The 24,491-nt window shown below is 46.2% G+C and carries 20 protein-coding genes; 2 read left to right on the top strand and 18 right to left on the bottom strand.

Annotation, left to right across the window (positions count from 1 at the left end; all coding sequences use genetic code 11):
* Positions 1-2: 2 nt before the first annotated feature.
* Both LIN78_RS08085 and secA read right to left on the bottom strand, forming a co-directional pair.
* The gene (locus tag LIN78_RS08085; protein ID WP_227180289.1) at positions 3-818 is read right to left on the bottom strand and encodes a zinc ribbon domain-containing protein; all 816 of its coding nucleotides are present in this window, start codon (positions 816-818) and stop codon (positions 3-5) included.
* Positions 819-923: 105 nt separating this feature from the next.
* Positions 924-3,644, bottom strand: coding sequence for a preprotein translocase subunit SecA (secA, locus tag LIN78_RS08080; protein WP_227180288.1), 2,721 nt, complete (start codon positions 3,642-3,644; stop codon positions 924-926).
* Between the two features lie 316 nt (positions 3,645-3,960).
* On the opposite strand from secA, the gene LIN78_RS08075 reads away from it, so the two are divergent.
* Positions 3,961-4,407, top strand: coding sequence for a DciA family protein (locus tag LIN78_RS08075; protein WP_227180287.1), 447 nt, complete (start codon positions 3,961-3,963; stop codon positions 4,405-4,407).
* A 34-nt stretch (positions 4,408-4,441) separates the two neighbouring features.
* On the opposite strand, the gene lpxC is transcribed toward LIN78_RS08075, so the two are convergent.
* The 15 genes from lpxC to mraZ all read right to left on the bottom strand — a co-directional run bounded on the left by lpxC (position 4,442) and on the right by mraZ (position 22,282).
* On the bottom strand, positions 4,442-5,359 hold the full coding sequence (lpxC, locus tag LIN78_RS08070; RefSeq protein ID WP_227180592.1) for a UDP-3-O-acyl-N-acetylglucosamine deacetylase: 918 nt from the start codon (positions 5,357-5,359) through the stop codon (positions 4,442-4,444).
* Positions 5,360-5,490: 131 nt separating this feature from the next.
* Complete coding sequence (ftsZ, locus tag LIN78_RS08065) at positions 5,491-6,648, bottom strand: cell division protein FtsZ (RefSeq protein WP_227180286.1); 1,158 nt, start codon at positions 6,646-6,648, stop codon at positions 5,491-5,493.
* Between the two features lie 156 nt (positions 6,649-6,804).
* Positions 6,805-8,037: a cell division protein FtsA gene (ftsA, locus tag LIN78_RS08060; protein ID WP_227180285.1), complete on the bottom strand. Its 1,233-nt coding sequence runs from the start codon at positions 8,035-8,037 to the stop codon at positions 6,805-6,807.
* Positions 8,038-8,054: 17 nt separating this feature from the next.
* Positions 8,055-8,963 carry a cell division protein FtsQ/DivIB gene (locus tag LIN78_RS08055; protein WP_227180284.1) on the bottom strand — a complete coding sequence of 303 codons (909 nt, stop codon included), beginning with the start codon at positions 8,961-8,963 and terminating at the stop codon, positions 8,055-8,057.
* Between the two features lie 39 nt (positions 8,964-9,002).
* Positions 9,003-9,932, bottom strand: coding sequence for a D-alanine--D-alanine ligase (locus LIN78_RS08050; protein ID WP_227180283.1), 930 nt, complete (start codon positions 9,930-9,932; stop codon positions 9,003-9,005).
* On the bottom strand, positions 9,929-11,320 hold the full coding sequence (gene murC / locus LIN78_RS08045; RefSeq protein WP_227180282.1) for a UDP-N-acetylmuramate--L-alanine ligase: 1,392 nt from the start codon (positions 11,318-11,320) through the stop codon (positions 9,929-9,931). Before murC ends, LIN78_RS08050 begins: the two co-directional genes overlap by 4 nt.
* Positions 11,317-12,390 (bottom strand): undecaprenyldiphospho-muramoylpentapeptide beta-N-acetylglucosaminyltransferase, encoded by a 1,074-nt coding sequence (gene murG / locus LIN78_RS08040; protein ID WP_227180281.1) that lies wholly within the window; start codon positions 12,388-12,390, stop codon positions 11,317-11,319. Before murG ends, murC begins: the two co-directional genes overlap by 4 nt.
* Complete coding sequence (gene ftsW, locus LIN78_RS08035; protein WP_227180280.1) at positions 12,387-13,553, bottom strand: putative lipid II flippase FtsW; 1,167 nt, start codon at positions 13,551-13,553, stop codon at positions 12,387-12,389. The genes murG and ftsW overlap by 4 nt, the downstream gene beginning before the upstream one ends.
* An 8-nt stretch (positions 13,554-13,561) precedes the next feature.
* Positions 13,562-14,944: a UDP-N-acetylmuramoyl-L-alanine--D-glutamate ligase gene (gene murD / locus LIN78_RS08030; protein WP_227180279.1), complete on the bottom strand. Its 1,383-nt coding sequence runs from the start codon at positions 14,942-14,944 to the stop codon at positions 13,562-13,564.
* A 5-nt stretch (positions 14,945-14,949) separates the two neighbouring features.
* The gene (mraY, locus tag LIN78_RS08025; RefSeq protein ID WP_227180278.1) at positions 14,950-16,062 is read right to left on the bottom strand and encodes a phospho-N-acetylmuramoyl-pentapeptide-transferase; all 1,113 of its coding nucleotides are present in this window, start codon (positions 16,060-16,062) and stop codon (positions 14,950-14,952) included.
* Positions 16,063-18,861: a UDP-N-acetylmuramoyl-L-alanyl-D-glutamate--2,6-diaminopimelate ligase gene (locus LIN78_RS08020; RefSeq protein ID WP_227180277.1), complete on the bottom strand. Its 2,799-nt coding sequence runs from the start codon at positions 18,859-18,861 to the stop codon at positions 16,063-16,065.
* Positions 18,858-20,597, bottom strand: coding sequence for a peptidoglycan D,D-transpeptidase FtsI family protein (locus LIN78_RS08015; protein ID WP_227180276.1), 1,740 nt, complete (start codon positions 20,595-20,597; stop codon positions 18,858-18,860). Before LIN78_RS08015 ends, LIN78_RS08020 begins: the two co-directional genes overlap by 4 nt.
* Positions 20,598-20,599: 2 nt before the next feature.
* Positions 20,600-20,899 carry a cell division protein FtsL gene (gene ftsL, locus LIN78_RS08010; RefSeq protein ID WP_227180275.1) on the bottom strand — a complete coding sequence of 100 codons (300 nt, stop codon included), beginning with the start codon at positions 20,897-20,899 and terminating at the stop codon, positions 20,600-20,602.
* A complete protein-coding gene (rsmH, locus tag LIN78_RS08005) occupies positions 20,892-21,833 on the bottom strand; it encodes a 16S rRNA (cytosine(1402)-N(4))-methyltransferase RsmH (protein ID WP_227180274.1) in 942 nt (313 codons plus the stop codon). Before rsmH ends, ftsL begins: the two co-directional genes overlap by 8 nt.
* A complete protein-coding gene (mraZ, locus tag LIN78_RS08000; protein ID WP_227180273.1) occupies positions 21,833-22,282 on the bottom strand; it encodes a division/cell wall cluster transcriptional repressor MraZ in 450 nt (149 codons plus the stop codon). Before mraZ ends, rsmH begins: the two co-directional genes overlap by 1 nt.
* A gap of 400 nt (positions 22,283-22,682) precedes the next feature.
* Here mraZ and LIN78_RS07995 point away from each other — a divergent pair, with 400 nt between their 5' ends.
* Positions 22,683-23,024 carry a hypothetical protein gene (locus LIN78_RS07995; RefSeq protein ID WP_227180272.1) on the top strand — a complete coding sequence of 114 codons (342 nt, stop codon included), beginning with the start codon at positions 22,683-22,685 and terminating at the stop codon, positions 23,022-23,024.
* Positions 23,025-23,098: 74 nt separating this feature from the next.
* Here the strand turns inward: LIN78_RS07995 and cysS are convergent, their stop codons facing one another.
* On the bottom strand, positions 23,099-24,475 hold the full coding sequence (gene cysS, locus LIN78_RS07990) for a cysteine--tRNA ligase (protein WP_227180271.1): 1,377 nt from the start codon (positions 24,473-24,475) through the stop codon (positions 23,099-23,101).
* Positions 24,476-24,491 lie beyond the last annotated feature (16 nt).

The following is a 24,491-nucleotide window of genomic DNA, read 5'->3' as shown; positions in this document are numbered from 1 at the left end:
AGTTACTGTTGCTGCTTCAGAAAATCATTCATCGCTTTGCGAGCCGCATCCACTTCCGCATCCTGCGTTCCCGCTTTATTTGCTGTTTTCGATTTATCTGATTTTGCATCGGAAGTAGCAACATCACTGCCAGCCGAATGAGTAGCATTGGCGTTTGCGTCTTGCGCTGTGTTGGTTTCTGGAGATGCCGCCGCATCGCCACCATCGGCAGAAGCAGGCTCCTCGGTTTTCGCTGCAGGAATATTACCAAGCTGATAAATAATTTTGCGATTTCCGATACTTGGCATTTGATCTGCTCCAGGCGCTAATGCCCCCGCCTGTACCACCGCACCATTTGCAACAGAAAGATCAACACTAGCAGCTACTTCAGCAGCAGAAGCAGGTTTTTCCCCTCCGCTAATCTGAACAATCAAGAAGACACCAACGATCCCAACAACAGCGGCGACTCCAGTGATTTTTAGCCATTTCCTTAGGTCTCGCTCCGACCAACGACCAAATACCAACCGCTCATGTTCATCTTCAGCTGTCTTCACCTTGGAAAAGAGCTCATCTTTAGCATCCGCATATATAGCCGGAGACGGCTCACCTCGTAGATTGATGCTTGGCTCAATCCGGTCATCCTCCAATGGAACAAAAGAGGGAGACATATGTGGGGTTTGAAATGCTGCGCCACATTTTGTACAGAACTTTGCTTTATTTGCACATGATGTGCCACAACCATCACAAACTAACACTGCACTATCCGCGCTCTTCCCGCATTGATCACAAAATTTCTGCCCAATTGAAATGGACGAATGACACTCAGAACAATGCAACATAACTAATCGCTCCAACCACTAACTACAATAACTAGTTGATTTCATCTTATGAAAAAACCTCGCAGGCATTACCAGCGAGGTTTTTTCACTACGTATCAGGATTGGTTAGCTTAACTTACCGTGACACTGTTTATACTTTTTACCAGATCCGCAAGGGCATGGATCATTACGGCCAATACGTTCACCTGCGTTTGCCAATGCCTGAGCAGTTTCTGCATTATCTTCGGCTAATGCCTCATCGTAATCCGCATGATGATAATGCACATTATCCACATCATCAGACTCAAGCATATGTTCAGCAGCAGATTCTACCTCTTCTGCGCTGCTTACTTGAACCGTTACCAACACACGAGTCACTTCTTCTTTAATGCCGTCTAGCATCATAGAGAACAACTCAAATGCTTCACGCTTGTATTCCTGTTTCGGGTTCTTTTGCGCATAACCACGTAGGTGAATACCTTGGCGCAAATGATCCAACGCAGCCAAATGTTCGCGCCAGCGCTGATCAATCACTTGCAACATCACGCTACGCTCAAACTGTTGCATAGATTCAAGACCTACCAAGTCAATTTTTGCGCCGTACTGGGCATTTGCAATTTCAACAATCTTATTTGCAATGCTTTCTGGATCAATCGACTCATCCGCCTTAATCCATTCACGTACAGGTGCTTGAATCAGGTATTCACTAGCTAATACGCGCTCTAACTCTTCAACTTCCCATAGTTCTTCTAAAGACTCTGCAGGAATATAGCGATATGAAATTTGCGAAATCACATCTTCGCGCATCGCGGTGATCGTTTCCGAAATATTCGCTGCTTCAAGTAATTCGTTACGCTGAGAGTAGATAACCTTACGCTGATCATTGGAAACATCATCATATTCCAACAACTGTTTACGCATGTCGAAGTTACGTGCCTCTACCTTACGCTGAGCGCCTTCCAATGCACGGGTAACCATTTTCTCTTCAATTGGTTCACCCTCTGGCATTTTTAAGAATTGCATAATTTTTGCAATGCGATCACCTGCAAAAATTCGCATCAACGGATCTTCTAAGCTTAGATAGAAACGTGACGAGCCTGGGTCACCTTGACGACCTGCACGACCACGTAGCTGATTATCAACACGGCGAGACTCATGACGCTCCGTACCAATAATATGCAAACCACCGGCTGCTAATACCTGATCATGCAACTCTTTCCAAGCGGCTTTCATTTGCGCCAGTTTGGTCTCTTTTTCAGCATCAGATAAAGACTCATCAGCACGTACAGCTTCTAGCTCTTTCTCAATATTACCACCGAGTACAATATCCGTACCACGACCAGCCATGTTCGTCGCGATCGTTACCGCAGCAGGCATACCTGCTTGCGCAATAATATCGGCTTCTCTTGCATGCTGTTTTGCGTTCAATACATTATGCGGAACGCCTGCTTTTTCTAGGAACGCAGATAGCAACTCAGAGCTTTCAATCGAAGTCGTTCCAACAAGCACAGGTTGTTTGCGTTCAATACAACCCTGAATGTCTTTAATAATTGCTTGCTGTTTTTCCGCTTCTGTACGAAATACCTGATCAAGGTAATCTTTACGCTGAATCGCATTATTTGTTGGGATAACGACGGTCTCAAGACCATAAATTTGCTGGAACTCAAACGCTTCCGTATCCGCAGTACCTGTCATGCCAGACAGTTTATTGTAAAGGCGGAAATAGTTCTGGAAAGTAATGGATGCCAAGGTTTGGCTTTCGCGCTGGATAGGCACCCCTTCTTTTGCCTCAACCGATTGGTGAATACCATCAGACCAACGGCGTCCAGACATAAGACGTCCGGTAAACTCATCCACAATCACAATCTCGCCATTCTGAACCACATAGTGCTGATCTTTGTGATAGAGGTGATGTGCTTTTAACCCTGCATTGACAAGATGCATTAAGGTAATGTTGCTCGCCTCGTAAAGGCTTCTACCTGCTGCAAGTAGTCCGCGCTCGACCAACAATGTCTCAACATGCTCATGACCTTGTTCAGACATCAAGATGGAATGGGCTTTTTCATCCACCCAGAAATCACCTTCGCCTTCTTCTGTTTCTTGGCGAATCAGGTGCGGAATCAACTCATTGATTCGGTGATACATTTCAGTATTGTCGTCTGCTTGACCTGAAATGATGAGAGGGGTACGCGCCTCATCGATAAGAATGGAATCCACCTCATCGACAATCGCAAAATTGAGTACACGCTGCACTCGCTCATCTGGCGAATGCTTCATGTTGTCACGAAGATAATCAAAACCGTACTCGTTATTCGTACCGTATGTAATATCTGCAGCATATGCTTGCTGCTTTTCCTCGTGGCCCATATAGCTTAAGTTAACGCCAACAGACAATCCAAGGAAATTATATAGCTTGCCCATCCATGCAGCATCACGGCTTGCCAAGTAGTCGTTTACCGTAACGACATGCACGCCCTTACCAGACAGTGCATTTAGGTAAGCGGCCGATGTTGCAACCAGTGTTTTACCTTCACCAGTACGCATCTCAGGGATATTGCCGAAGTGAAGTACCATGCCACCAATTAACTGTACATCGAAGTGGCGCATGCCCAATGCACGCTTTGCCCCTTCTCGGCAAACAGCAAACGCTTCAGGCAAAATGGAATCTAATGAAGCACCATTTGCTACTTGCTGCTTAAATGCAGCGGTCTTCCCTCTTAACTCATCATCCGACAAAGAGGAGATAGATGGCTCTAATGCATTTATCTGCCTAACAATTTGCGAATATTGTTTGATTAAACGGTCGTTACGACTACCAAAAACTTTTTTAAGAAGGGAAGAAATCATGGGTATCAGTTACTCTGAGGCGCTTGTTGGTATTAGTTATAATGCAAATATGCACTGTATATATATTCAGTGACTGATGAAGTTACTATTCGTTAAAATAAAATGGCGTCTCACTTTAACTGCTTGCGTTCATCACTGCAATGCTGTTAGCGTGTTTCTCCATTTTTTTGGTACAAACGCCAATCGTTAGTCATCATTTACGTTGTGCATTGTATAAGATATGGGCATGAAAAAAAATTACAAGTTCCATAAAGATTTTGTTATCTCTTGTACTTTTGATAACTCTTCACCTAGATGATGCAATCAATTATATAAAATGAAGTCACCACTCTCTTATTCTAAAGGTCAACTAGAGCTGTCTAGGTTAATGACCGCAAGCCAATATCTACTGGCATGGCAAAAGCTACTGAATCAATTTTTACCCTCAGTTCTACAAGGGCATGCATTTGTAATGAAAATTGAAAATGGCGTGATGCACATTGCGGTTCCAAATGGCGCATTTGCCACACGGTTAAGACAATACAGTCCGACTTTATTAAAACTATTGAATCAACCGAGAAACGACTTCCAACTAGGAGACGGTCGGTTAGTAGATTTATCTGTTAGCGTACGACAGATCGAACCACACCAACGTAGAAAAGAAGAGAAAAAAGGGATCTCACGTAAAGCACTTACTGCTTTTACGAATACTGCAGCCGAACTACCCAATGGCAGCCCGCTACAAACTGCTTTACTAAGGTTAATTAAGCATCACAAATCTTAATAAGTAGTCCTTAAAGGTACGTTCCCAACACCGATTAGGGTGTAGGTTTTGTTGTATTCACACGGTGAAAAGAGTTAGGCGCATCTTCAGGCTTAGAAAAACTCACTACTTCATAGTTAGCAGGGTCTTCTAACATTTTCCGTAGTAACTGATTGTTTAACGCATGCCCTGACTTATATCCACGAAATTCACCAATTAACTGATGGCCAAGTAGATATAAATCACCGATTGCATCTAAGACTTTATGACGAACAAACTCGTCATCAAATCTTAGTCCCTCACTATTTAGCACTCGCTGCTCATCTAACACAACAGCATTATCCAAGTTCCCACCTAGGGCAAGTCCTTGGCTTCGCATCCACTCTACTTCATGCATAAAGCCAAACGTTCGGGCGCGGCTGACTTCATCAATGAAAGAAGTGTTAGCAAAATCGATGACTACGGTTTGATCTGACTTTGAGATTGCGGGGTGGGTAAACTCAATGGTCAGAGAGACTTTATAGCCATCATGCGGAAGCAGCTCAACCCATTTATCACCAACTTCAAAGCGAACGGGTTTCAATACTCGAACAAACTGCTTCTCTGTAGGCTGTTCAACAATACCAGCCTGTTGCATTAAATAGATAAATGGGGCTGCAGAGCCATCCATTAGCGGCACCTCTTGGGCGGAGAGTGTCACCAATAAATTGTCGATCCCAAAGCCGGCAAGGGCAGACATTAAATGCTCTACCGTACCAACACGTACATCGCCATCCACCAGCGTCGAAGATAACCTTGTATCGTTCACGAACTCGGGCTTCGCTGCAATACAAGGCATACCGGGCATATCGATACGCTGGAAAACAATCCCGTGATTCACAGGCGCTGGGAGCAGTTGCAAATCGACTTTACAGCCGGAATGCAAACCGACGCCGGTTGCTTTCACTGGTTTTTTTAATGTACGTTGTTTAATCATCTTTGTTTTACCTACTTAGTAACCCATATTGTATCAACCAGCCGGGGGACTAGTGATGGGTTATTTCTATGAAGGTGATCAACATTGCCTAAACAACCCCTACTTATCTATTCAAATACGAACTACTTTTAGTCTGCTTGACGACGCAAGAACGCAGGAATATCTAGTGTATCTAGCGTACTTGCACTAGCAGACTCAGCGGTATTGCGGCTTGAGAAACGATTGCCACGCATGACCGCAGGTTTGTCTAACGCATCATAATCAACTTCCATACCGTAGTTATCGGTACCGGTTTTGATTAATTTCATTGGTTGTTGCTCTTTGCGAGCACTTGCCATGCCTAGACCTGTTGCAACTAATGTCACACGCAGTTCATCTGCCATGTTTTCATCAATTACATTACCGTAAATGATTTCTGCTTCTTCAGAAGCGTAGCTTCTGATGACTTCCATCACTTCATTCATTTCTCTCATCTTAAATGAGCTAGAAGCAGTAATGTTAACGACGATACCACGTGCGCCATGTAGATCTACATTGTCTAGCAATGGGCTAGCAACCGCTTGTTCAGCCGCTAGACGAGCACGATCCACGCCAGAAGCAACGGCAGAACCCATCATTGCCATACCCATTTCAGACATAATGGTTGTCACGTCAGCAAAGTCAACGTTCACTAGACCAGGGCAGTTAATGATTTCGGCGATACCAGCAACAGCGCCGTGCAAGACATCATTTGCTGCACTGTATGCATCTTGCACAGAAACATCATCACCCATCACTTGCATTAGCTTGTCGTTAGGGATCACGATTAATGAGTCTACGTGCTTCTGCAGTTCTTCAATACCAGCAGAAGCGGCACGTTGACGCTTTCCTTCATAGCTGAAAGGACGGGTAACGACAGCAACCGTTAAAATACCCATTTCTTTTGCTACTTCAGCAACCACTGGTGCTGCACCAGTTCCGGTTCCACCGCCCATACCAGCGGTGATAAATAGCATGTTGGCACCACGGATTGACTCAGCGATACGCTCACGGTCTTCTTCTGCAGCTGCACGGCCGATTTCAGGCTTTGCACCAGCACCTAGACCTTTAGTCAGGGTCACCCCTAGCTGTAATTGTTCGTGCGCTGAACTGCGTTTTAGCGCTTGAACGTCTGTATTCGCACAAATGAAATCAACGCCTTGCACACCTGCGCCGATCATATGTTCGATGGCATTGCCCCCGCAACCGCCAACGCCGATCACCTTAATGACGGCGGCCGGTTTTGCTTCTTCCATCAACTCAAACATGAGTCAGTCTCCTTGTTGCCCGAGTAAAACAAACATTTTATCCCAACTGCATCATACAGAGGGAGCCCAATTTGCTTCTAAACCGCTAAAAACCTAGCATTTCGATAAATATTTATCATCAAAATGCTACTTTCAAATGGTTTAGAAACGAAAACCTTAAAAATTGCCCTGAAACCAGCTTTTCATACGATCAAACAATTGACCGAAAGAAGCACCTTGCATCCGTTGAATTTGGTGTCTTTGGCTTTGTTGCTTACCAAACATCAGCAATCCCACGCCTGTTGAGTAGCGTGGATTTCTCACTACCTCAGCAAAACCAAGTACGTTATGCGGAACCCCCAATCGCACAGGCATATGGAACACTTCTTCACCAAGCTCAACCATGCCAGGCATCAAACTAGATCCACCAGTAATCACGATGCCTGATGATAGTAAGTCTTCAAATCCACTGCGGCGAAGCTCTGCTTGAACTAAGGTATATAGTTCTTCTACGCGAGGCTCAATCACTTCTGCTAGGGTCGCACGAGACAGCTGTCTAGAGCCTCTCTCGCCAACACCAGGCACTTCTACCATTTGGTTCGCATCTGCCAACGTTCTCAATGCACAGCCATGTGCAATTTTGATATCTTCGGCTTCTTTGGTTGGTGTTCTTAATGCCATTGCGATGTCACTAGTGATCTGATCGCCCGCAATCGGAATCACTGCTGTATGACGAATAGCACCTTCAGTAAACACTGCAATATCAGTGGTTCCACCACCGATATCTACTAAACAAACACCAAGGTCTTTTTCATCTTCTGACAAAACAGCATGTGCAGAAGCCAGCGGCTGCAAAATCAAGTCGGCAACTTCTAGCCCGCATCTGCGCACGCATTTCATAATGTTTTGTGCAGCACTAACCGCACCAGTCACAATATGAACTTTGACTTCCAGACGCACCCCACTCATACCGAGCGGCTCTTTCACATCTTCTTGTCCATCAATGATGAACTCCTGCTCTAGGATATGAAGAATTTGCTGATCGGTTGGGATGCTAACAGCGCGAGCGGTTTCAATCACTCGATCCATATCACGCTGACTCACTTCTTTATCTTGAATCGCAACCATGCCATGAGAGTTAAAACTCTTAATATGGCTACCTGCAATACCGGTATAAACCTCACGGATTTTGCAGTCTGCCATCAACTCAGCCTCTTCAAGCGCGCGTTGAATAGCAGTAACAGTTGACTCAATATTCACCACCACCCCTTTTTTCAAACCTCTTGAAGGGTGTGTGCCCATGCCAATAATTTCTAATTGGCCATCAACTTTTAACTCCGCCACGATAGCCACAATTTTACTTGTGCCAATATCGAGACCCACGATTAGGTTTTTGCTATCCTTGCTCACCCTGAATTACTCCTGCATTAAGCTTTTTTGCTAACAGCAACTTGCCCTTGCTGCTTACCTGTCTTTGTTGGTTTAGCAGAGGCGCCACCTTCCCTTTTGGGGGCTTCAGGTTGGTTTTGCTTTTGCTGACCGTTTAAATTCTTTTGTTTTTGTTTCTCATTACCTGCCGGCACCACTGGAACACCGGCTTTTGTTTGGCCCGGTTTTGCAGGCGCAATCGCAGCTGCTAATGCTGCTGTTGGTAACTTAATCGCTAGTCCATTTGCGTAACGCAAATCTACGTACTGAATGCCTGCTCGTCCCGCTAAAGATTTATCATAAACACTGACAAAGCGATGCAAACGTTCATCGACATCATCTCGCCCTAGCACTAGCAACATGCCATTTGATAAAGTCACACGCCAAGCCCGGCGTGCCGACATTTCTAATTTAACTGGCACTAATTTTTTGACTTTTAATAACGAGCTAAACTTTTGAAATGCTTGTGCAATTTCATGGCTTGTACCTTCTGGCCCGACAAAAATAGGTAGTTCTTCATCTGTCGTTGCATCAAATACTTCACCTGACGTATTTACTAATGCGGTATCGCCCCATCTAGCAATCGCTTTGTGCTCTTCAATTTGTACTTGCAACATTCCTGGCCAACGACGGCGAACATTGACTTGTCTAACCCAAGGCAACTTTTCAAATGATTGACGGGTAGAATCAATCCCTAAAGTAAAAAAGCTGCCACTGATCGAATGTTTAGCAATGTATTGAACCTGCTCACGGCTGATATGGGCCAACTTTCCTTCCACGCGAATTTCTTTTAGTGGGAACATACCTGAGTTCACCACTAAAAAAATTCCGGTGTAGAGAATGGCTAATGTCACTAAACCATAGAGCAAATTTGATAAGGCATTTAACGCCTGTGGTTTATCCCACATATGCGATATCTCCAGCCCAATCAAGCAATACGTCAAACATTAACCATTACCTTCTAAGGTGGTTTCTAAGATACGAACAACCACATCCTCATAGGCAATTCCAAGTTGCTTTGCTGCCATTGGGAACAAACTATGCGATGTCATGCCTGGCGCGGTATTGGCCTCTAATAAATAGGCTTTACCCGCTTCATCCATTAAAAAGTCAACACGTCCCCAGCTTTTTCCACCAATCGCCCAGAATGCTTTCTTCACTAGTGCAGCAATTTCTGCCTCTTGGCTTTCAGACAATCCGCATGGGCAACGATAAACCGTGTCATCACGAAAGTACTTTGCTTCGTAGTCGTAAAACTCTGTTGCTGGCTCAATTTTCACAAATGGCAGCACGGTATCGCCAAGCACACTTGCTGTATATTCCCCGCCGCCAATAAATTGCTCAGCAATCACCACTCGGTCATATTTTTTGGCTGCTAGGTATGCAGCTTTTAATTCACCGCTATTTTTTACCTTGGTCACACCAATGCTTGACCCTTCCGTTGCGGGTTTGACGAACAACGGCAATCCAAGTGATGTCTCAATCGCATCAAAGTCGCTATCGTCATCCAATAAAGCAAACTCTGGAATTGGCAGAGACAATGCTCTCCAAAGCAACTTGGTTCTTAACTTATCCATCCCCACCGCAGAAGCAAGCACGCCACAACCGGTATAAGGTATCCCCATGACTTCTAATGCACCTTGAACAGTGCCATCTTCGCCAAACGGGCCATGAAGAATTAGAAATGCCCGTGTAAACCCTTCTGCTTGCAATGCGGTCAGCGGTTTTTCTGCAGGATCAAAATGATGTGCATCCACGCCCTTCGAAAGCAATGCATTGAGCACGCCTTCGCCACTCATCAGTGATACTTCACGCTCTGCAGAATTACCACCGCAGACTACGGCAACTTTGCCAAATTTTGTTTTTTGATCGGTCATTTTGTTGACACCAATTTTGCTGGGACCCCACCGATTGTGCCGGCGCCCATAGTAATGACTACATCACCAGATTGAACAACTCTTAAGATGGCATCTGGCATTTCTGAAATTTCTGGAACGAACACCGGTTCAATTTTTCCTTGAACACGAATAGCTCGCGATAAAGCACGTCCATCTGCGGCCACAATGGGAGCCTCACCAGCTGCATATACTTCGGCAAGCACAAGTGCATCTGCTTTATTTAGGATCTGTACAAAATCTTCAAATAAATCACGCGTACGAGTAAAGCGATGCGGTTGGAACGCAAGTACTAAACGACGACCCGGGAATGCGCCTCTTGCTGCCGCGAGGGTCGCTTCCATTTCTACAGGGTGGTGTCCATAGTCATCTACTAGGGTAAAAGATCCATCTTCAGGCAGAGCCACTTCACCATAGCGTTGGAAACGTCGACCAACGCCACCAAACTCTTGAAGCGCGTGTTGAATAGCGGACTCATCCGCATCAACCTCTAGCGCGACAGCAATAGCCGCTAGCGCATTTAATACGTTGTGATGTCCCGGAATATTCAGCGTAATGGGTAAGCGATGTGTTGTGCCGTTTTCCCACACTGCATCAAATTGCATTTTGCCATTTGCTGCGACGATATTTTCTGCACGGATATGGGCATCCGCTGACACACCATAAGTGGTTACTGGCTTGCTGACTCTTGGCAGAATACTTCTTACGTTCTCATCATCAATACACAAAACAGCACGCCCATAAAAAGGCAAATGCTGTAGAAAATCTACAAACGCTGACTTCAGTTTTTCGAAATCATGATCATAGGTATCCATATGATCAGCATCGATATTCGTTACAATCGAGATAACAGGAGAGAGTAGCAAAAACGAGGCGTCTGACTCATCTGCTTCTGCTACTAAAAAGTCCCCTTGGCCGAGCTTGGCATTACTGCCCGCCGCATTTAAACGACCACCAATCACGAAGGTTGGGTCTAAGCCTGCCCCCGCCAAAATAGAGGCGACCAAGCTGGTGGTGGTGGTTTTTCCATGTGTTCCGGCTACGGCAATCCCTTGCCGTAAGCGCATTAGTTCGCCAAGCATCATGGCGCGTGGCACCACGGGAATACCCGCTGCACGCGCATCTTTCACTTCTGGGTTTTCTTCGTTAACCGCACTGGAGACAACCACTACATCTGCAGTACTTAATTGCCCATGTGCATGACCTTGAAACACCTTTGCACCAGCCTCTTGCAGGCGCAATGTCGTTGCATTAGAGGCTAAGTCGGAACCTGAGACCTCAAAGCCAAGGTTAAGCAAAACCTCAGCAATACCAGACATCCCAACGCCACCAATGCCTACGAAATGTATATGTTTTACTTTATGTCTCATTTAGCAACCTCTTCACATGCCACGACTACCATATCAGTCGCATGCGGCAACCCTAATTGACGAGCATTCATCGCTCGACGTTTTAATTCTTCTCTTGTTAAACCTTGCAGTAGCGCAGCCAATGAGTTGGCATTTAATGATGATTGTGGCAATAACCAGCCTGCATCATTCTCTGTAAGCGATTTTGCATTGGCTGTCTGATGATCATCCACCGCGTGTGGCAACGGCACATAAATACCAGGAACGCCTGCAACGGCTAATTCACTGACGGTTAATGCACCTGCTCGACAGATCACTACATCAGCCGCAGCTAAAGCAGAAGCCATATCCTCAATAAAGGGAACCGCCTCAGCACCTACCCCTGCAGCCTCATAATTTGCGCGTAACTCCGCAATCTGTTTTTCACCAGATTGGTGAGTGATCCTTGGTCGCATTTCTGTTGGAAGCAAAGCGATGGCGGCTGGTACAACTTCATTCAGGGCTTTTGCTCCTAAACTGCCACCTACGACCAATAGATTTAAAGCGCCTTGCCGATTTTCATATCGCAACGCGGGCGATTGAATCTGGCAAATCGCATCGCGAACAGGATTTCCAACCGTACGAACATTGCTAGCAGCTTCAAATGCTTTCGGGAAAGCTTGCAAAATCAGCTTAGCCATTTTGGCAGCAAGACGGTTTGTCATTCCGGCAATCGCATTTTGCTCATGGATGACCAATGGAATGCCAGACAACTTTGCAGCAACGGCACCTGGGCCGCATACATAACCACCAAAACCAACCACCAAAGACGGGCGATGTACTTGGATTGCCTTTCTAGCTTGCAAGACAGATTTTGCTAACATAGCAGGCGCCATCAGCTTACGAACGATGCCATTCCCTCTGACACCCTTCATTTCTAACTGAACGATAGGGTAGCCTTTATTTGCTACTAGGCGATTTTCCATTCCCCCAATCGTGCCAAGCCAGACAATCTTCCACCCTTTGCTACTAAGCGCATCTGCAACAGCCAAAGCAGGGAAGATATGACCACCAGTACCTGCAGCCATAATGAGAGCGGTTTTATTACTCATACCTGATACCCCCTCATCATTTGCCTCGATTCCCAATCAATTCGTAGCACCAGCGCCAACGCAATTAAGTTTGCGACAATCCCAGAACCACCAAAGCTCATCAATGGGAGCGTCAGGCCTTTTGTTGGTAGCAAGCCCATGTTTACCCCCATATTGATAATGGATTGAACACCGAGCCAAATGGCAACACCGTACGCCGCCAATGCCGACCAATAACGCTCTAGTTTCATCGATTGTTTACCAATCGCAAAAATTCGCCAGATCATTACCACAAACAACCCAATAACAACCGCCACACCAACAAAGCCTAGTTCTTCTGCAACAATTGCCATCAAGAAGTCTGTATGCGCTTCAGGAAGGTAATATAACTTTTCAACCGACCCGCCTAATCCAACCCCTAGCCATTCACCACGGCCAAATGCAATCAGAGAGTGCGATAACTGATACCCCTTACCTAATGGATCTGCCCACGGATCTAGAAACCCTGTCAATCGAGCATAGCGATAAGGTGAGAACACCACCAAACCGACAAAGCCAATGGCCAAAAACACCACCAAGCCAATAAACAGCATGCCGTTTAACCCACCAAGGAACAAACAGCCCATGGCAATGGCTGTAATTACTGCAAACGCACCAAAGTCAGGCTCAGACAGTAGCAAACCACCAGTGATCAGCATCACCATGAACATTGGGACAAAGCCCTTGATTAAGCTGTGCATGTAAGCAGCTTTACGGACGGTGTAATCCGCAGCATAAAGAACAGCAAACAATTTCATTAGTTCGGATGGTTGAAGGTTGATGACCACCAAACCCAACCAACGTCGACTACCATTAATTTCACGGCCTACATGAGGAACTAACACCAGCACTAACAACGCCAAACCAAACAAGAACGCATAAGGGGCGTATTGCTGCCATATCCGTGTAGGAAATTGGTATGCAGCAAAACCTGCTAGAAAGCCTACTCCAAGGAAAATTGCTTGGCGCAAAAGGTAATACGTCATCTTATAGCCGGTATCTTTGTCAGTTGCCGCATAGGCAATTGACGCGGAATAAACCATTACCAATCCAATTGCCAACAAAATCAATACCGACCAGATCAGCAACTGATCTGAGCCTGCTGGCTGCGGACGGTTACGTAGTTGGCGAAATGAAAATCCCATAACAATGCTTATCCTTGCTGTCTAGCCGCAATTTGCTTGGCTGCGGAAATAAATACTTCAGCACGGTGTGCATAGTTTTTAAACATATCGAGGCTTGCGCATGCCGGACTTAACAAAATCACGTCCCCTGCCGCCGCTGCTTGCCATGCAGCTTCCACTGCATCTTCTAAAGATGAATGCATAGAAACAGGCAAAGCAGTCCCGATCACATCAGCAATTGCTTGCGCATCTTTGCCGATTAAAAACACGGCCTTTCCTGATTGCAGAATTGCGGCTTTTAATGGCGAAAAATCTTGCCCCTTGCCATCACCACCCGCAATCAACAACACGGGTCTTGTCATCCCCTTTAATGCAGCTTCCGTAGCCCCGACATTGGTACCTTTTGAGTCATCAATAAAAGTCACATTATTGACGGTAACAACGGGCTCGACCCGATGCGCTAGACCTTTAAAGCTGCCAACGTGTGGTATGGCTGCCTTTGCATCCAAACCAGCACCTTCTAGTAGCGCAAACGCAGCTAGGGTGTTCGCTGCATTGTGGAGCCCGGCAAGTGGGATATCACTAACAGCCATTAGTGCGTCCCCCCCTTTCACCAACCATGGTCCGGATGGCGTTTCAACCATACCAAAATCGGTCACTTTTTCAGGCAAACCTAACCCAAAATGAAAGCATGCTTTTGTTTGCTTTTGCATTGCCAAACAGCGCCAATCTTCTTTGTTCAGCACTTGACTATCACATTGCTGAAAAATACGAGACTTCGCTGTTGCATAACCATCCATTCCGTTATAACGGTCTAGATGGTCTTCTGAAATATTCAACACTGCCGCACTATGGCAATGAAGTGAGAACGTCGTTTCTAGTTGAAAGCTAGATAGTTCAAGAACAAAGACATCAGGATGACCTTCACCATCGGCAATATCTTCCTCAGCCATTGTTAGTGCATCCAGAACCGGCAGGCCAATGTTGCCTGCCACTACGGTTTTCAGTCCTTGAGATTCGCACAAATGACCAACCAAACTAGTCACCGTGCTTTTGCCGTTTGAGCCGGTAATGGCGATTACCTTACTTGGCCAGTGTTTGACACTGCGAGCAAATAACTCCACATCACCAATTACTTCAATCCCTTTTGCAATGGCCCTTGCAATACATGGCTCTGCAATCGCAATACCAGGGCTGACCACAACGTAGTCAACGCCACCAAAGATCATGTCGTCAAATGGGCCTAAATGAATAGAAACAGAAGGGAATGCTTCACGAAACTTAGCCAGTTGCGGAGGATTTTCACGACTATCCGCGACAGTTACTTCCGCACCATGAGAGATGAGCCAGCGGCTAGCAGAAAAACCGCTATCCCCTAAGCCAAGCACTAGAACCCGTTTGTTTCCGTACATTTGCGCTACCTCAATTTAAGCGTGGCAAGTCCCGCCAACACTAACATCATGGTAATAATCCAGAAGCGAACAACGACTTGTGTTTCCTTCCAGCCTTTTTTCTCATAGTGATGGTGCAGAGGTGCCATGAGGAAAATGCGCTTACCGCCACTGTATTTGAAGTAGGCAACTTGCAACATGACGGACACCGCCTCCATCACAAACACCCCCCCCATAATCGCCAATACAATTTCTTGCCTAACAATAACGGCTACCGTACCCAAAGCAGAGCCAATAGCTAACGCGCCAACATCCCCCATAAACACCTCAGCAGGATAGGCGTTAAACCATAAGAACCCTAGGCCAGCACCGACCAATGCGGCACAAAACACAACGACTTCAGCTGCACCAGGAATATGAGGCAACCCCAAATACTTGGAGAAAATTACGTTACCAGCAACATAAGCAAAAATGGCCAATGCACCTGAAACCATCACAGATGGCATGATGGCCAACCCATCCAATCCATCTGTTAAGTTAACGGCATTACTACTGCCAACAATCACCAAATAAGTCAGCACCATAAAACCAGCTACGCCAAACGGGAAAGCAATTGTTTTGAAGAACGGAACAATCAGCGTGGTTTGAGCACTTGCCTCTTTAAATGCATCCAACGTAAAAGAACCATGGGTAGCTAACCAATAGCCAGCAATGATCGCAATAATGCTTTGCCAGAACATTTTTGCTTTGCCTGACAAACCTGCCGGATTTTTGTAAACCACTTTTTTATAGTCATCGACAAACCCGATAACACCTGTCCCCAGAGTGACAAATAGCAATAACCATACATAATGGTTTCGTAAATCCGCCCAGAGTAATGTGGTGATCGCAATGGAGAGTAAAATTAGCGTCCCACCCATTGTTGGGGTACCAATTTTTGCAACATGCGTGGTTAGCTTTTCTTCTCTTAATGGCTGACCGACCTTTAACTCGGTTAACTTTCGAATAACAGACGGCCCAAGTACGAGTGAAAAGGCCAATGCAGTTAGCATGGCAAGTACACCACGCAGGGTGATGTAATTAATAACGTTAAACGCTCGGACTTCCGAACCAAGCCATTGTGCCAATAGTAATAACACTCAGGCCTCCCCCATCAAAAACTCAACCACTCTTTCCATTTTCATGGAACGAGACCCTTTCACCAAAACGGTAACGTCTTTGTCTACCAAGGTAGCTACTTTATTGAGTAGCGCTTGGAAATCTTCAAAGAAATATCCATTTTCCCCAAATTGTTTTGCTGCAGCAAAACTATCACCACCCCATGCCAATAGGTAATTCACTTTACCCACCGCATATTGGCCAACTTCGGCATGTAGCGACTGACTATCAACACCTAATTCACCCATGCCACCCATTACATAAATTCGGGTGCCATCCAGCCTTGCCAAGACATCTAAAGCCGCTTTCATACTGGCAGGGTTGGCATTATAGCTATCGTCAATTAAACGTCCACCAAACTTTGCTGGTTTTTGTTGCAGACGGCCTTTGCTACCTTGATAAGACGCTAACCCAGCCTTGATCGACTCATTCGACAATCCAAGTGATTGCGCCACTGCGGTGACGGCAGCGGCGTTTAAGACATTATGTTCGCCTGGTTGTTTCAGCGTTGCTTCAATCTTGCCGAGGTTTGAACGAATCTCCACATGGCTTTCTAAAGGCAAACACTTGCCACTTACAGATACGTCGGCGTTAGCAAACCCAAAAGTTTTAATGTGGCGCTTCGCATTAAGAGACTTCCAGTAGTCGCAGTATTTATCTTCCGCATTAATGATGGCGACACCATTCGCTTGAAGACCGTCGTAAATTTCGCCTTTTGCTTTTGCCACGCCATCTAACGAACCAACACCTTCTAGGTGGACTGGTTGTGCATTATTAACCAAAGCAACGGTTGGGCGCGTAATCTGGGTCAGATAGGAAAGCTCACCAAGATGGTTCATTCCCATCTCGATCACTGCATATTGATGGTGATTTCTCAGACGAAGGAGCGTTAGCGGCAAGCCTGTATGATTGTTTAGACTACCCTCTGTGGCAACAACGTTTTCAGCACCGACACTGGCTGCACAAACAGCGGCAAGCATATCTTTAACAGTTGTCTTTCCACATGAACCGGTAATCGCCGCAACAGGAATTCTAAAGCGAGAACGCCACCAAGCAGCTAGCTTGCCCAACGCTTCGTCTGCGTTTTCCACTAATACGACTGGACACCCATACGTTTGCGATGCCTTTTCGACGAGCGCCGCGGTAGCCCCTTTTGCAATCGCATCAGGAATTAAGGTATGGCCATCTAAAGTTGCGCCCTGCCTTGCGATATACAATGTGCCGGACTTAACCAACCGTGTGTCGTGAGTGACAGAATTGAACGCGACATCTTGACCAATCAAGGCACCACCGACAACTTTGGCGACATACGACAAAGCAGTCATGCTATCTTGCGGAGCATTAAGTAGTGCTAAAGTTGCTTCCTCTACGTCATCAAAGTGATACTTGGTTTTACCAATAATTTGATAATCCTCATGCCCTTTTCCAGCCACAAGGATAATGTCACCCGCTTTAGCTGTAGCAATCGCTCGTCGAATCGCGTTCTTGCGATCCGCAATGACTTCATATTTGCCTTGCTCTGCGCCGGATTGTACCTCTGCCAAAATGGCATCAACGGCTTCCGTTCTAGGATTATCACTAGTAATAATCGTAAAATCAGCCAAACGGGTAGAAATACCCCCCATGACCGCACGCTTACCTGCGTCACGATCTCCACCGCAGCCAAAAACTGAAATTAATTTCCCGCTTTCAGGCAGAACCACTTTTAATGTGCCCAATGCCTTTTCAAGTGCATCTGGCGTATGCGCATAATCAACCACTACCAATGGCTGATCTCCACCGCCGACGCGTTGCATTCGGCCGGCAACGCTTTCAATGCCTTCAAGCGCCTTTTTAGCTTCTGGCAGAGAGAAACCTTCTGCGAGTAAAACACCGAGCACACCAAGCAAATTGGATATATTAAACTCACCAATTAAACGACTATTTACTTCAAGGCCCCCTTGCGGGGTAGCAACCGCTAGGTTCAAACCTTGAATAGACATGTCGATAGAAGTGCAATGAATATCCCCTACAGATAATCCGTAGGTAATAACCTTTGATCCGTTCTTTTCTGCGATGTTTGACAATTCACCAGAAAACGGATCATCCGCATTTAAGACTGCGGTCTCTAAACCTTGCCAGGCAAACAATTTTGACTTTGCCGCCGCATATGCTTGCATATCACCATGATAATCAAGGTGATCTCTCGTCAAGTTAGTGAACAATGCCGTCTTAAATGGAACAGCATTGGCACGCCCTTGCTCTAAGGCATGAGATGAAACTTCCATCGCAACAATATCCGCTTCTGCATCTGCAAATCGCGAAAATAATTGCTGAAGAGCAATTGGCATCGGGGTTGTATGCGTCGCTTCAGTTAAGTTTCCTGCAAAACCATTGCCTACCGTACCAACGACAGCAGTTCTTTTACCCACCAAATCAAACGCTTGCATTAGCCAATGAGTGCAGGAGGTCTTTCCATTTGTGCCAGTCACACCAATACAGCGCATTTTTTCGGCCGGCTTACCATAAAAACTTGCCGCTAACGCACCAATTTGTTGGCGTAAATCTTTAACAGGTAGATTCTTTACAGACCAAGCTGGATTCCAAGTAAACCCATCGCATTCCCAGACAATCAGAGTTGCCCCAGCATCAATTGCTGCAGCAATATAATCCCGTCCATCTCCATGCTCACCCGGCAACGCAAAGAATGCTGAACCATCAATCACTTCACGACTATCTATCGTCAACGAGGTGACATCTGATACAAGCTTCCTAAATTGTTCAATTAAATCGGGACTCATAGTCCAGTCTCCGCTTCTGGCTCATCAAAGCCAGGAATAATCACTGTTTGTGCGGGCGCATCTGGCTGCACACCTAGCTTACGCATGATGCCAGCGGTAATCTTGCTGAAGATTGGCGCTGAAACCTGGCCACCATAGTGTTTACTAGGATCGGGCTCATCAATCATGACAGCAACAATCACCCTAGGTGCTGAAATAGGCGCAACACCAACAAAAGACGCTACATATTTATTTTTCGAGTAACCACCCGCTGCGTGCTTATATGCGGTCCCTGTTTTACCGCCAACCCGATAGCCCACTACTTGAGCCAACTGAGCCGTACCACCAGGCAACGTCACTTTCTCGAGCATCTTCAGCATTTCAGCAGCAGTTTCAGGCTTAATTACCTGAGTTGCTGGGCCTGGTGCCGATTGCTTTAGAATGCTGACAGGTCGAATGGCACCTTGGTTAGCAAAAATCATATAAGAACGAGCAACTTGCATCAGGCTCACAGAAATACCGTAGCCATAAGACATGGTTGCCTGCTCAACCGGCTTCCAAGTTTTGAAAGGACGCAAACGCCCCTTGGCCTCACCAGGAAATCCAGTTGCAGGAATCTTGCCGAACCCCACTTTGTCATACATGGTCCACAACATTTCCGGAGGCATCTTTAAAGCAATCGTAGCGGTACCAATGTTGCTCGATTTCTGGATCACGCCACCCGTTGTCAACATCCCATAATTATGGGTATCCGTGATGGTACGGTTAGCGATCTGCATACTGCCGGTGGTAACAAATGTGCTGTTTGGTGTAATCACACCATTATCTAATGCGGCAGAAATTGAGATTGGCTTCATCATAGAGCCAGGCTCAAATTGATCCGTTAATACGCGGTTACGCATATTTTCCTGGATAATCGTTGAGCGATTATTTGGGTTATAGGTTGGAATATTAGCCAACGCTAGCACTTCACCCGTATGTGCATCCAATACAACCACACCACCCGCCTTAGCCTTTGCCTCTGCCACACCGGCGGCTAACTCTCTATACGCCAAGTACTGGATGTCACTATCAATAGACAACGCAACGGTTTCGCCATCTTTTGGTGGTACTTTATTGCCCAGATCCTCTACCACATAACCACGACGATCTTTAATTACACCCCAGCTACCAGCCTTACCTGCCAAAAGACTATCTTTTGAGCGCTCAATACCTTCCTGACCATGCTCATCAGGATCGGTAAACCCAACAATATGCGCCATGACTTCATGGGCAGGATAGATGCGTTTATATTCTGGTTGCTGGTAAATTCCGGGGATTTTTTGCTGCAACAATGCGGTTGCAATATCAGGGTTGATTCTTCTTTTTAGATAGACAAAGCCACGCTCTTTACCCGCAAACTTTGCCTTGATATCTTTTTCATTCATGCCTAGCGTTTTTGCTAGTACTGCGTATTGTACGGCTGTGATTTCATCTGTTTCAGAAGGGTTCGCCCAGATACTTGCGGCTTGTGCACTTCTCGCTAGTGTCAAGCCATTACGATCGGTAATCACACCACGTTTTGCAACCAACGCAATAACACGACTGTAACGAGCCTCTCCCTCTTTCTGGAGAAACTCTTCTTGACGCACTTGCAAATACAACGAGCGTCCTACCAAGGCCAAAAAGCCAAGTCCCAATAAGCCAAAGACCAGCGCAGATCTCCACGCTGGTAACTTTAATGCTAAGTCAGGATTTGCATATCTCGTGCGAGCCATTCTTACTCTTCCTTCGGTGGAATGACTAACACAGCATCACCACCAGAAGTGACGACTCGCGTTCTTTCCGGTGTTGGCGCATTCATCTTCAAAGCCCCTTGGGCTTCTTTTTCAATTCTGGAATGCATCCCTTGTGTACTTTGTTCTAGCAATAACTTATCGTAATCTTCACCATATTGACGGCGCATCTTTTCTTCTTGCTCATAAGCAGCGTATAAACGGCGCGCTTTATGTTGGGAAGTGACCACCGATAAGGCAGATACAATTGCAACAACCAATAAAAGTAAATTGAGCTTAAACATGCGCATCACCAAGCTTTTCCAGCACTCGTAACGTTGCGCTACGAGAACGAGGATTTACCGCCACTTCCTCTCTAGATGGCTTTGCTGCTTTACCTATTAACTGTGCTTCAGCGGGCTTCATCTGATCAGCACGAATAGGCAATCGGCTAGGTAGCGTATCTACCGTCACCGCATCGCGAAATGCGTGTTTTACTATTCGGTCTTCCAAAGAATGGAAGCTAATCACAGACAATCGTCCCTGATGATTGAGACGACCAATGATTTGCGGAAGAACTAGCGATAGTTCCTCAAGTTCGCGATTGATGTAAATCCGTATAGCTTGAAAGGTACGCGTCGCGGGGTCCTGGCCCTGCTCGCGTGAACGGACGGCCGTCGCCACGACCTTGGCAAGTTGCCTGGTTGTGCCAATGCGCTCTTGGCTGCGCGCATTAACAATCGCGCTTGCAACCTGTTTAGCATACCGCTCTTCACCATATTCCTTTATCACCTTTGTGAGATCTGCCTCTGAGGCAGTATTAACCCAATCCGCAGCCGTTTGACCACGTGAATTGTCCATCCGCATATCTAGAGGCGCGTCGAATCTAAAGCTAAACCCCCGTTCAGCCTCGTCCAACTGAGGAGATGACACTCCTAAATCCATCAGCACACCATCCACGCCACCAATCCCGAGATTGTCCAACTCTTTCGAGAAGTCCAAAAATGGGGCGTGAACGATGTGAAAACGGCTATCCTCTATTGAGGTTGCCTCTCGAATCGCGGCCGGATCTTTATCAAACCCAATCAGACGCCCCCCGGCGCCCAACTGAGAAAGAATCAGACGGCTATGACCACCTCGCCCAAAGGTGCAATCAACATAAATGCCATCCGGCTTTACAGAGAGGCCCGCCACCGCTTCGTCCAGCATGACGGTGACGTGTTTATTTTGTGCGGACATTATAGAGAGAACCCTTCTAGCTCAGCAGGTAGACCGTTTGCGCTATACTCCAGCGCCACATCACACTGCCGCTGCCAACCGAGTTCATCCCACAATTCAAATTTTTTGCCTTGACCAATTAAGACAACCCGTTTGTCCAAACCAGCAAAAGCACGTAACTCCGGCGATACCAGAATACGACCGGCGGAATCCATTTCTACATCTTCGGCATAACCCACTACCACGCGCTGATAAGCACGCAACTGAGGATTGAAACTTGACACCTGATTTAGGCGCTCCTCAATTGGACCCCACTCTGGCTCTGGATATAACAAAAGACATTTACTTGGATCAGCAGTTAAGACAAGTTTTCCTTGTGAAACTTCCGCAAGCGAATCACGATAGCGTGCGGGGATCGCCAAGCGTCCCTTGCTATCTAGATTTAGCGTTGCGCTGCCCCGAAATTTCACAGAATCCTCTCTTATCTGCACGGGGAAATGGCACCACAAATACCCACTTTCCCCCACCTTTTACCACTATAGAGAAAAAAAAACCCTTGGTCAAGGCGGATAATCAGGTTTTTCCCTTATACAACAATGACTTAGCGCGTTAATTATTTTTAAGAAATATCCTTTAAAATGAAGCACATAGCGCACAATTAGAAGGTATTACCTAAACTCGCATGTCATGAAACTTTTACAATTCAACTGGTGGGGAAATTGCCCAAAATCAATAGAATCTGATCAAAATAGCGATTCAGGGTGGAGTTAAATTGATTTAACGATTGTTAATGCACAGAGGAGACTAATGACATGAAAGGCTACAAAACATAAAATGATATGTATCCATGATAAGTGAACGGTTTCAGAAATGAATTTTGCAAAAATGGCTTGTCTTGCGACCACAAGCTTTGCCCTTCTTTCCGCTTGCACATTACAGAAAGCTACCGATACCGGTCGCTGGTTTTCGCAACAAAATGGATTGTCGCTAGACAGGAATGTAGAAGCCCTGTCCCCCAACCACTGGCGCTTCACCGTATTTACCAGCACACTTGGACTCACCAGCAATTTGAAATTTGCCGTCGAAGAAGTTACCCAGCCTTATTGCAGTGGGAAAACGCCGAAAGTGGTTTTTGATGAATTGAGCGAAGGCATTCACAACGCAGTGACGGGCGGTCAGCGCTATGCAAAAGGGAAGTTTCACTGCGAGTAATCCCCTATGCTGAAAAAACAAAAAAGAGAGGAACGCCTCTCTTTTTTGTTTTCAAACACAGTCAATACAATGACTTATTGGCGACGCCAAGTTGTGCCTTGCGGACCATCTTCTAGCACAACCCCTTGTGAGCTCAACAAATCGCGAATGCGATCAGACTCCGCGAAGTTCTTGGCCTTTCTTGCCGCCAATCGTTCTTGAATCAACCCTTCAATCGCTTCGGCAGATAGTCCGTCTTGCGCCTTTGCCCCACCCTGCAAAAATTCATCAGGGTTTCGCTCTAACAAACCAAGCAAACCAGCCAACGTTTTTAATAGCCTTGCTGCGCCCGCATCTTTCGTTCGATTAACCTCGCCGGCCAAATCAAACAACACAGCAACAGCTTCTGGCGTATTGAAATCATCGTTCATTGCTGACTGGAAACGCGCAGCATAGGCGTTTGACCAGTCAACCGCAGATTCCTGTGCCAGCGACACCCCACGAAGCGCGGTGTAAAGCCTAGTCAGCGCTTGCTGCGCATCTTCTAGCACCTTGTCCGAATAGTTAACTGGGCTACGATAATGACTGCGTACAATAAAGAATCGCACCACTTCACCATCAAAATGTTCGAGCACATCACGAATAGTGAAGAAATTGCCCAATGATTTGGACATTTTTTCACCATCCACCTGAATAAACCCGTTATGAAGCCAGTAATTTACGTAGGCGTGGTTATGCGCACCTTCACTTTGTGCAATTTCATTTTCATGGTGAGGGAATTGCAAATCTTCACCGCCGCCATGAATATCAAAATGCTCACCTAAGTGATGGCAACTCATTACCGAACACTCGATATGCCATCCTGGGCGACCCTCTCCCCAAGGAGACGGCCAACTAGGCTCTCCTGGCTTTGCTGACTTCCATAAAACGAAATCGAGAGGATCTCGCTTAAATGGATCCACACCAACACGCTCTCCAGCACGCAAATCATCTAACGATTTGCCAGACAACTTGCCGTAATCAGCAAACTCACGCACAGCGTAATACACATCCCCATTATCTGCGGGATAAGCACGACCATTGGCAATCAGTTTGTTAATTAACTCGATCATACCCGGTACATGCTCGGTGGCACGTGGCTCGAACGATGGGGGCTGCAAACGCAAAGCGGCCGTATCTTCATGCATGGCAACAACAAAACGATCGACCAATTGACCAATCGTTTCGCCATTCTCCGCCGCCCGCTTGATGATTTTATCGTCAATATCAGTGATATTGCGCACGTAAGTCACATCAAGACCAGACGCTTTTAGCCAGCGATAAATCACATCAAACGCAGCCAACATACGCGCATGGCCAATGTGGCAATAGTCATACACCGTCATTCCACAGACGTACATACGCACTTTGCCTGCCTCGATTGGAATAAAGGTTTCTTTCTGACGAGAAAGACTATTATAAACAGTCAGCATGATTCTTCACTTTATC

The organism is Leeia speluncae (assembly GCF_020564625.1).
Taxonomy (GTDB): Bacteria; Pseudomonadota; Gammaproteobacteria; order Burkholderiales; family Leeiaceae; genus Leeia; species Leeia speluncae.
This window is presented reverse-complemented; position numbering and strand designations above follow the sequence as displayed.

Bases quoted from the DNA above. Each gene is read 5' to 3' on its own strand.
- ftsL (WP_227180275.1), bottom strand. From the start codon at position 20,899: ATGTTTAAGCTCAATTTACTTTTATTGGTTGTTGCAATTGTATCTGCC.
- LIN78_RS08020 (WP_227180277.1), bottom strand. From the start codon at position 18,861: ATGAGTCCCGATTTAATTGAACAATTTAGGAAGCTTGTATCAGATGTC.
- LIN78_RS08085 (WP_227180289.1), bottom strand. From the start codon at position 818: ATGTTGCATTGTTCTGAGTGTCATTCGTCCATTTCAATTGGGCAGAAA.
- LIN78_RS07995 (WP_227180272.1), top strand. From the start codon at position 22,683: ATGAATTTTGCAAAAATGGCTTGTCTTGCGACCACAAGCTTTGCCCTT.
- LIN78_RS08050 (WP_227180283.1), bottom strand. From the start codon at position 9,932: ATGACCGATCAAAAAACAAAATTTGGCAAAGTTGCCGTAGTCTGCGGT.
- rsmH (WP_227180274.1), bottom strand. From the start codon at position 21,833: ATGTCCGCACAAAATAAACACGTCACCGTCATGCTGGACGAAGCGGTG.
- ftsW (WP_227180280.1), bottom strand. From the start codon at position 13,553: ATGGGATTTTCATTTCGCCAACTACGTAACCGTCCGCAGCCAGCAGGC.
- murG (WP_227180281.1), bottom strand. From the start codon at position 12,390: ATGAGTAATAAAACCGCTCTCATTATGGCTGCAGGTACTGGTGGTCAT.
- LIN78_RS08055 (WP_227180284.1), bottom strand. From the start codon at position 8,963: ATGTGGGATAAACCACAGGCGTTAAATGCCTTATCAAATTTGCTCTAT.
- LIN78_RS08075 (WP_227180287.1), top strand. From the start codon at position 3,961: ATGAAGTCACCACTCTCTTATTCTAAAGGTCAACTAGAGCTGTCTAGG.
- murC (WP_227180282.1), bottom strand. From the start codon at position 11,320: ATGAGACATAAAGTAAAACATATACATTTCGTAGGCATTGGTGGCGTT.
- secA (WP_227180288.1), bottom strand. From the start codon at position 3,644: ATGATTTCTTCCCTTCTTAAAAAAGTTTTTGGTAGTCGTAACGACCGT.
- LIN78_RS08015 (WP_227180276.1), bottom strand. From the start codon at position 20,597: ATGGCTCGCACGAGATATGCAAATCCTGACTTAGCATTAAAGTTACCA.
- cysS (WP_227180271.1), bottom strand. From the start codon at position 24,475: ATGCTGACTGTTTATAATAGTCTTTCTCGTCAGAAAGAAACCTTTATT.
- ftsZ (WP_227180286.1), bottom strand. From the start codon at position 6,648: ATGTTTGAGTTGATGGAAGAAGCAAAACCGGCCGCCGTCATTAAGGTG.
- murD (WP_227180279.1), bottom strand. From the start codon at position 14,944: ATGTACGGAAACAAACGGGTTCTAGTGCTTGGCTTAGGGGATAGCGGT.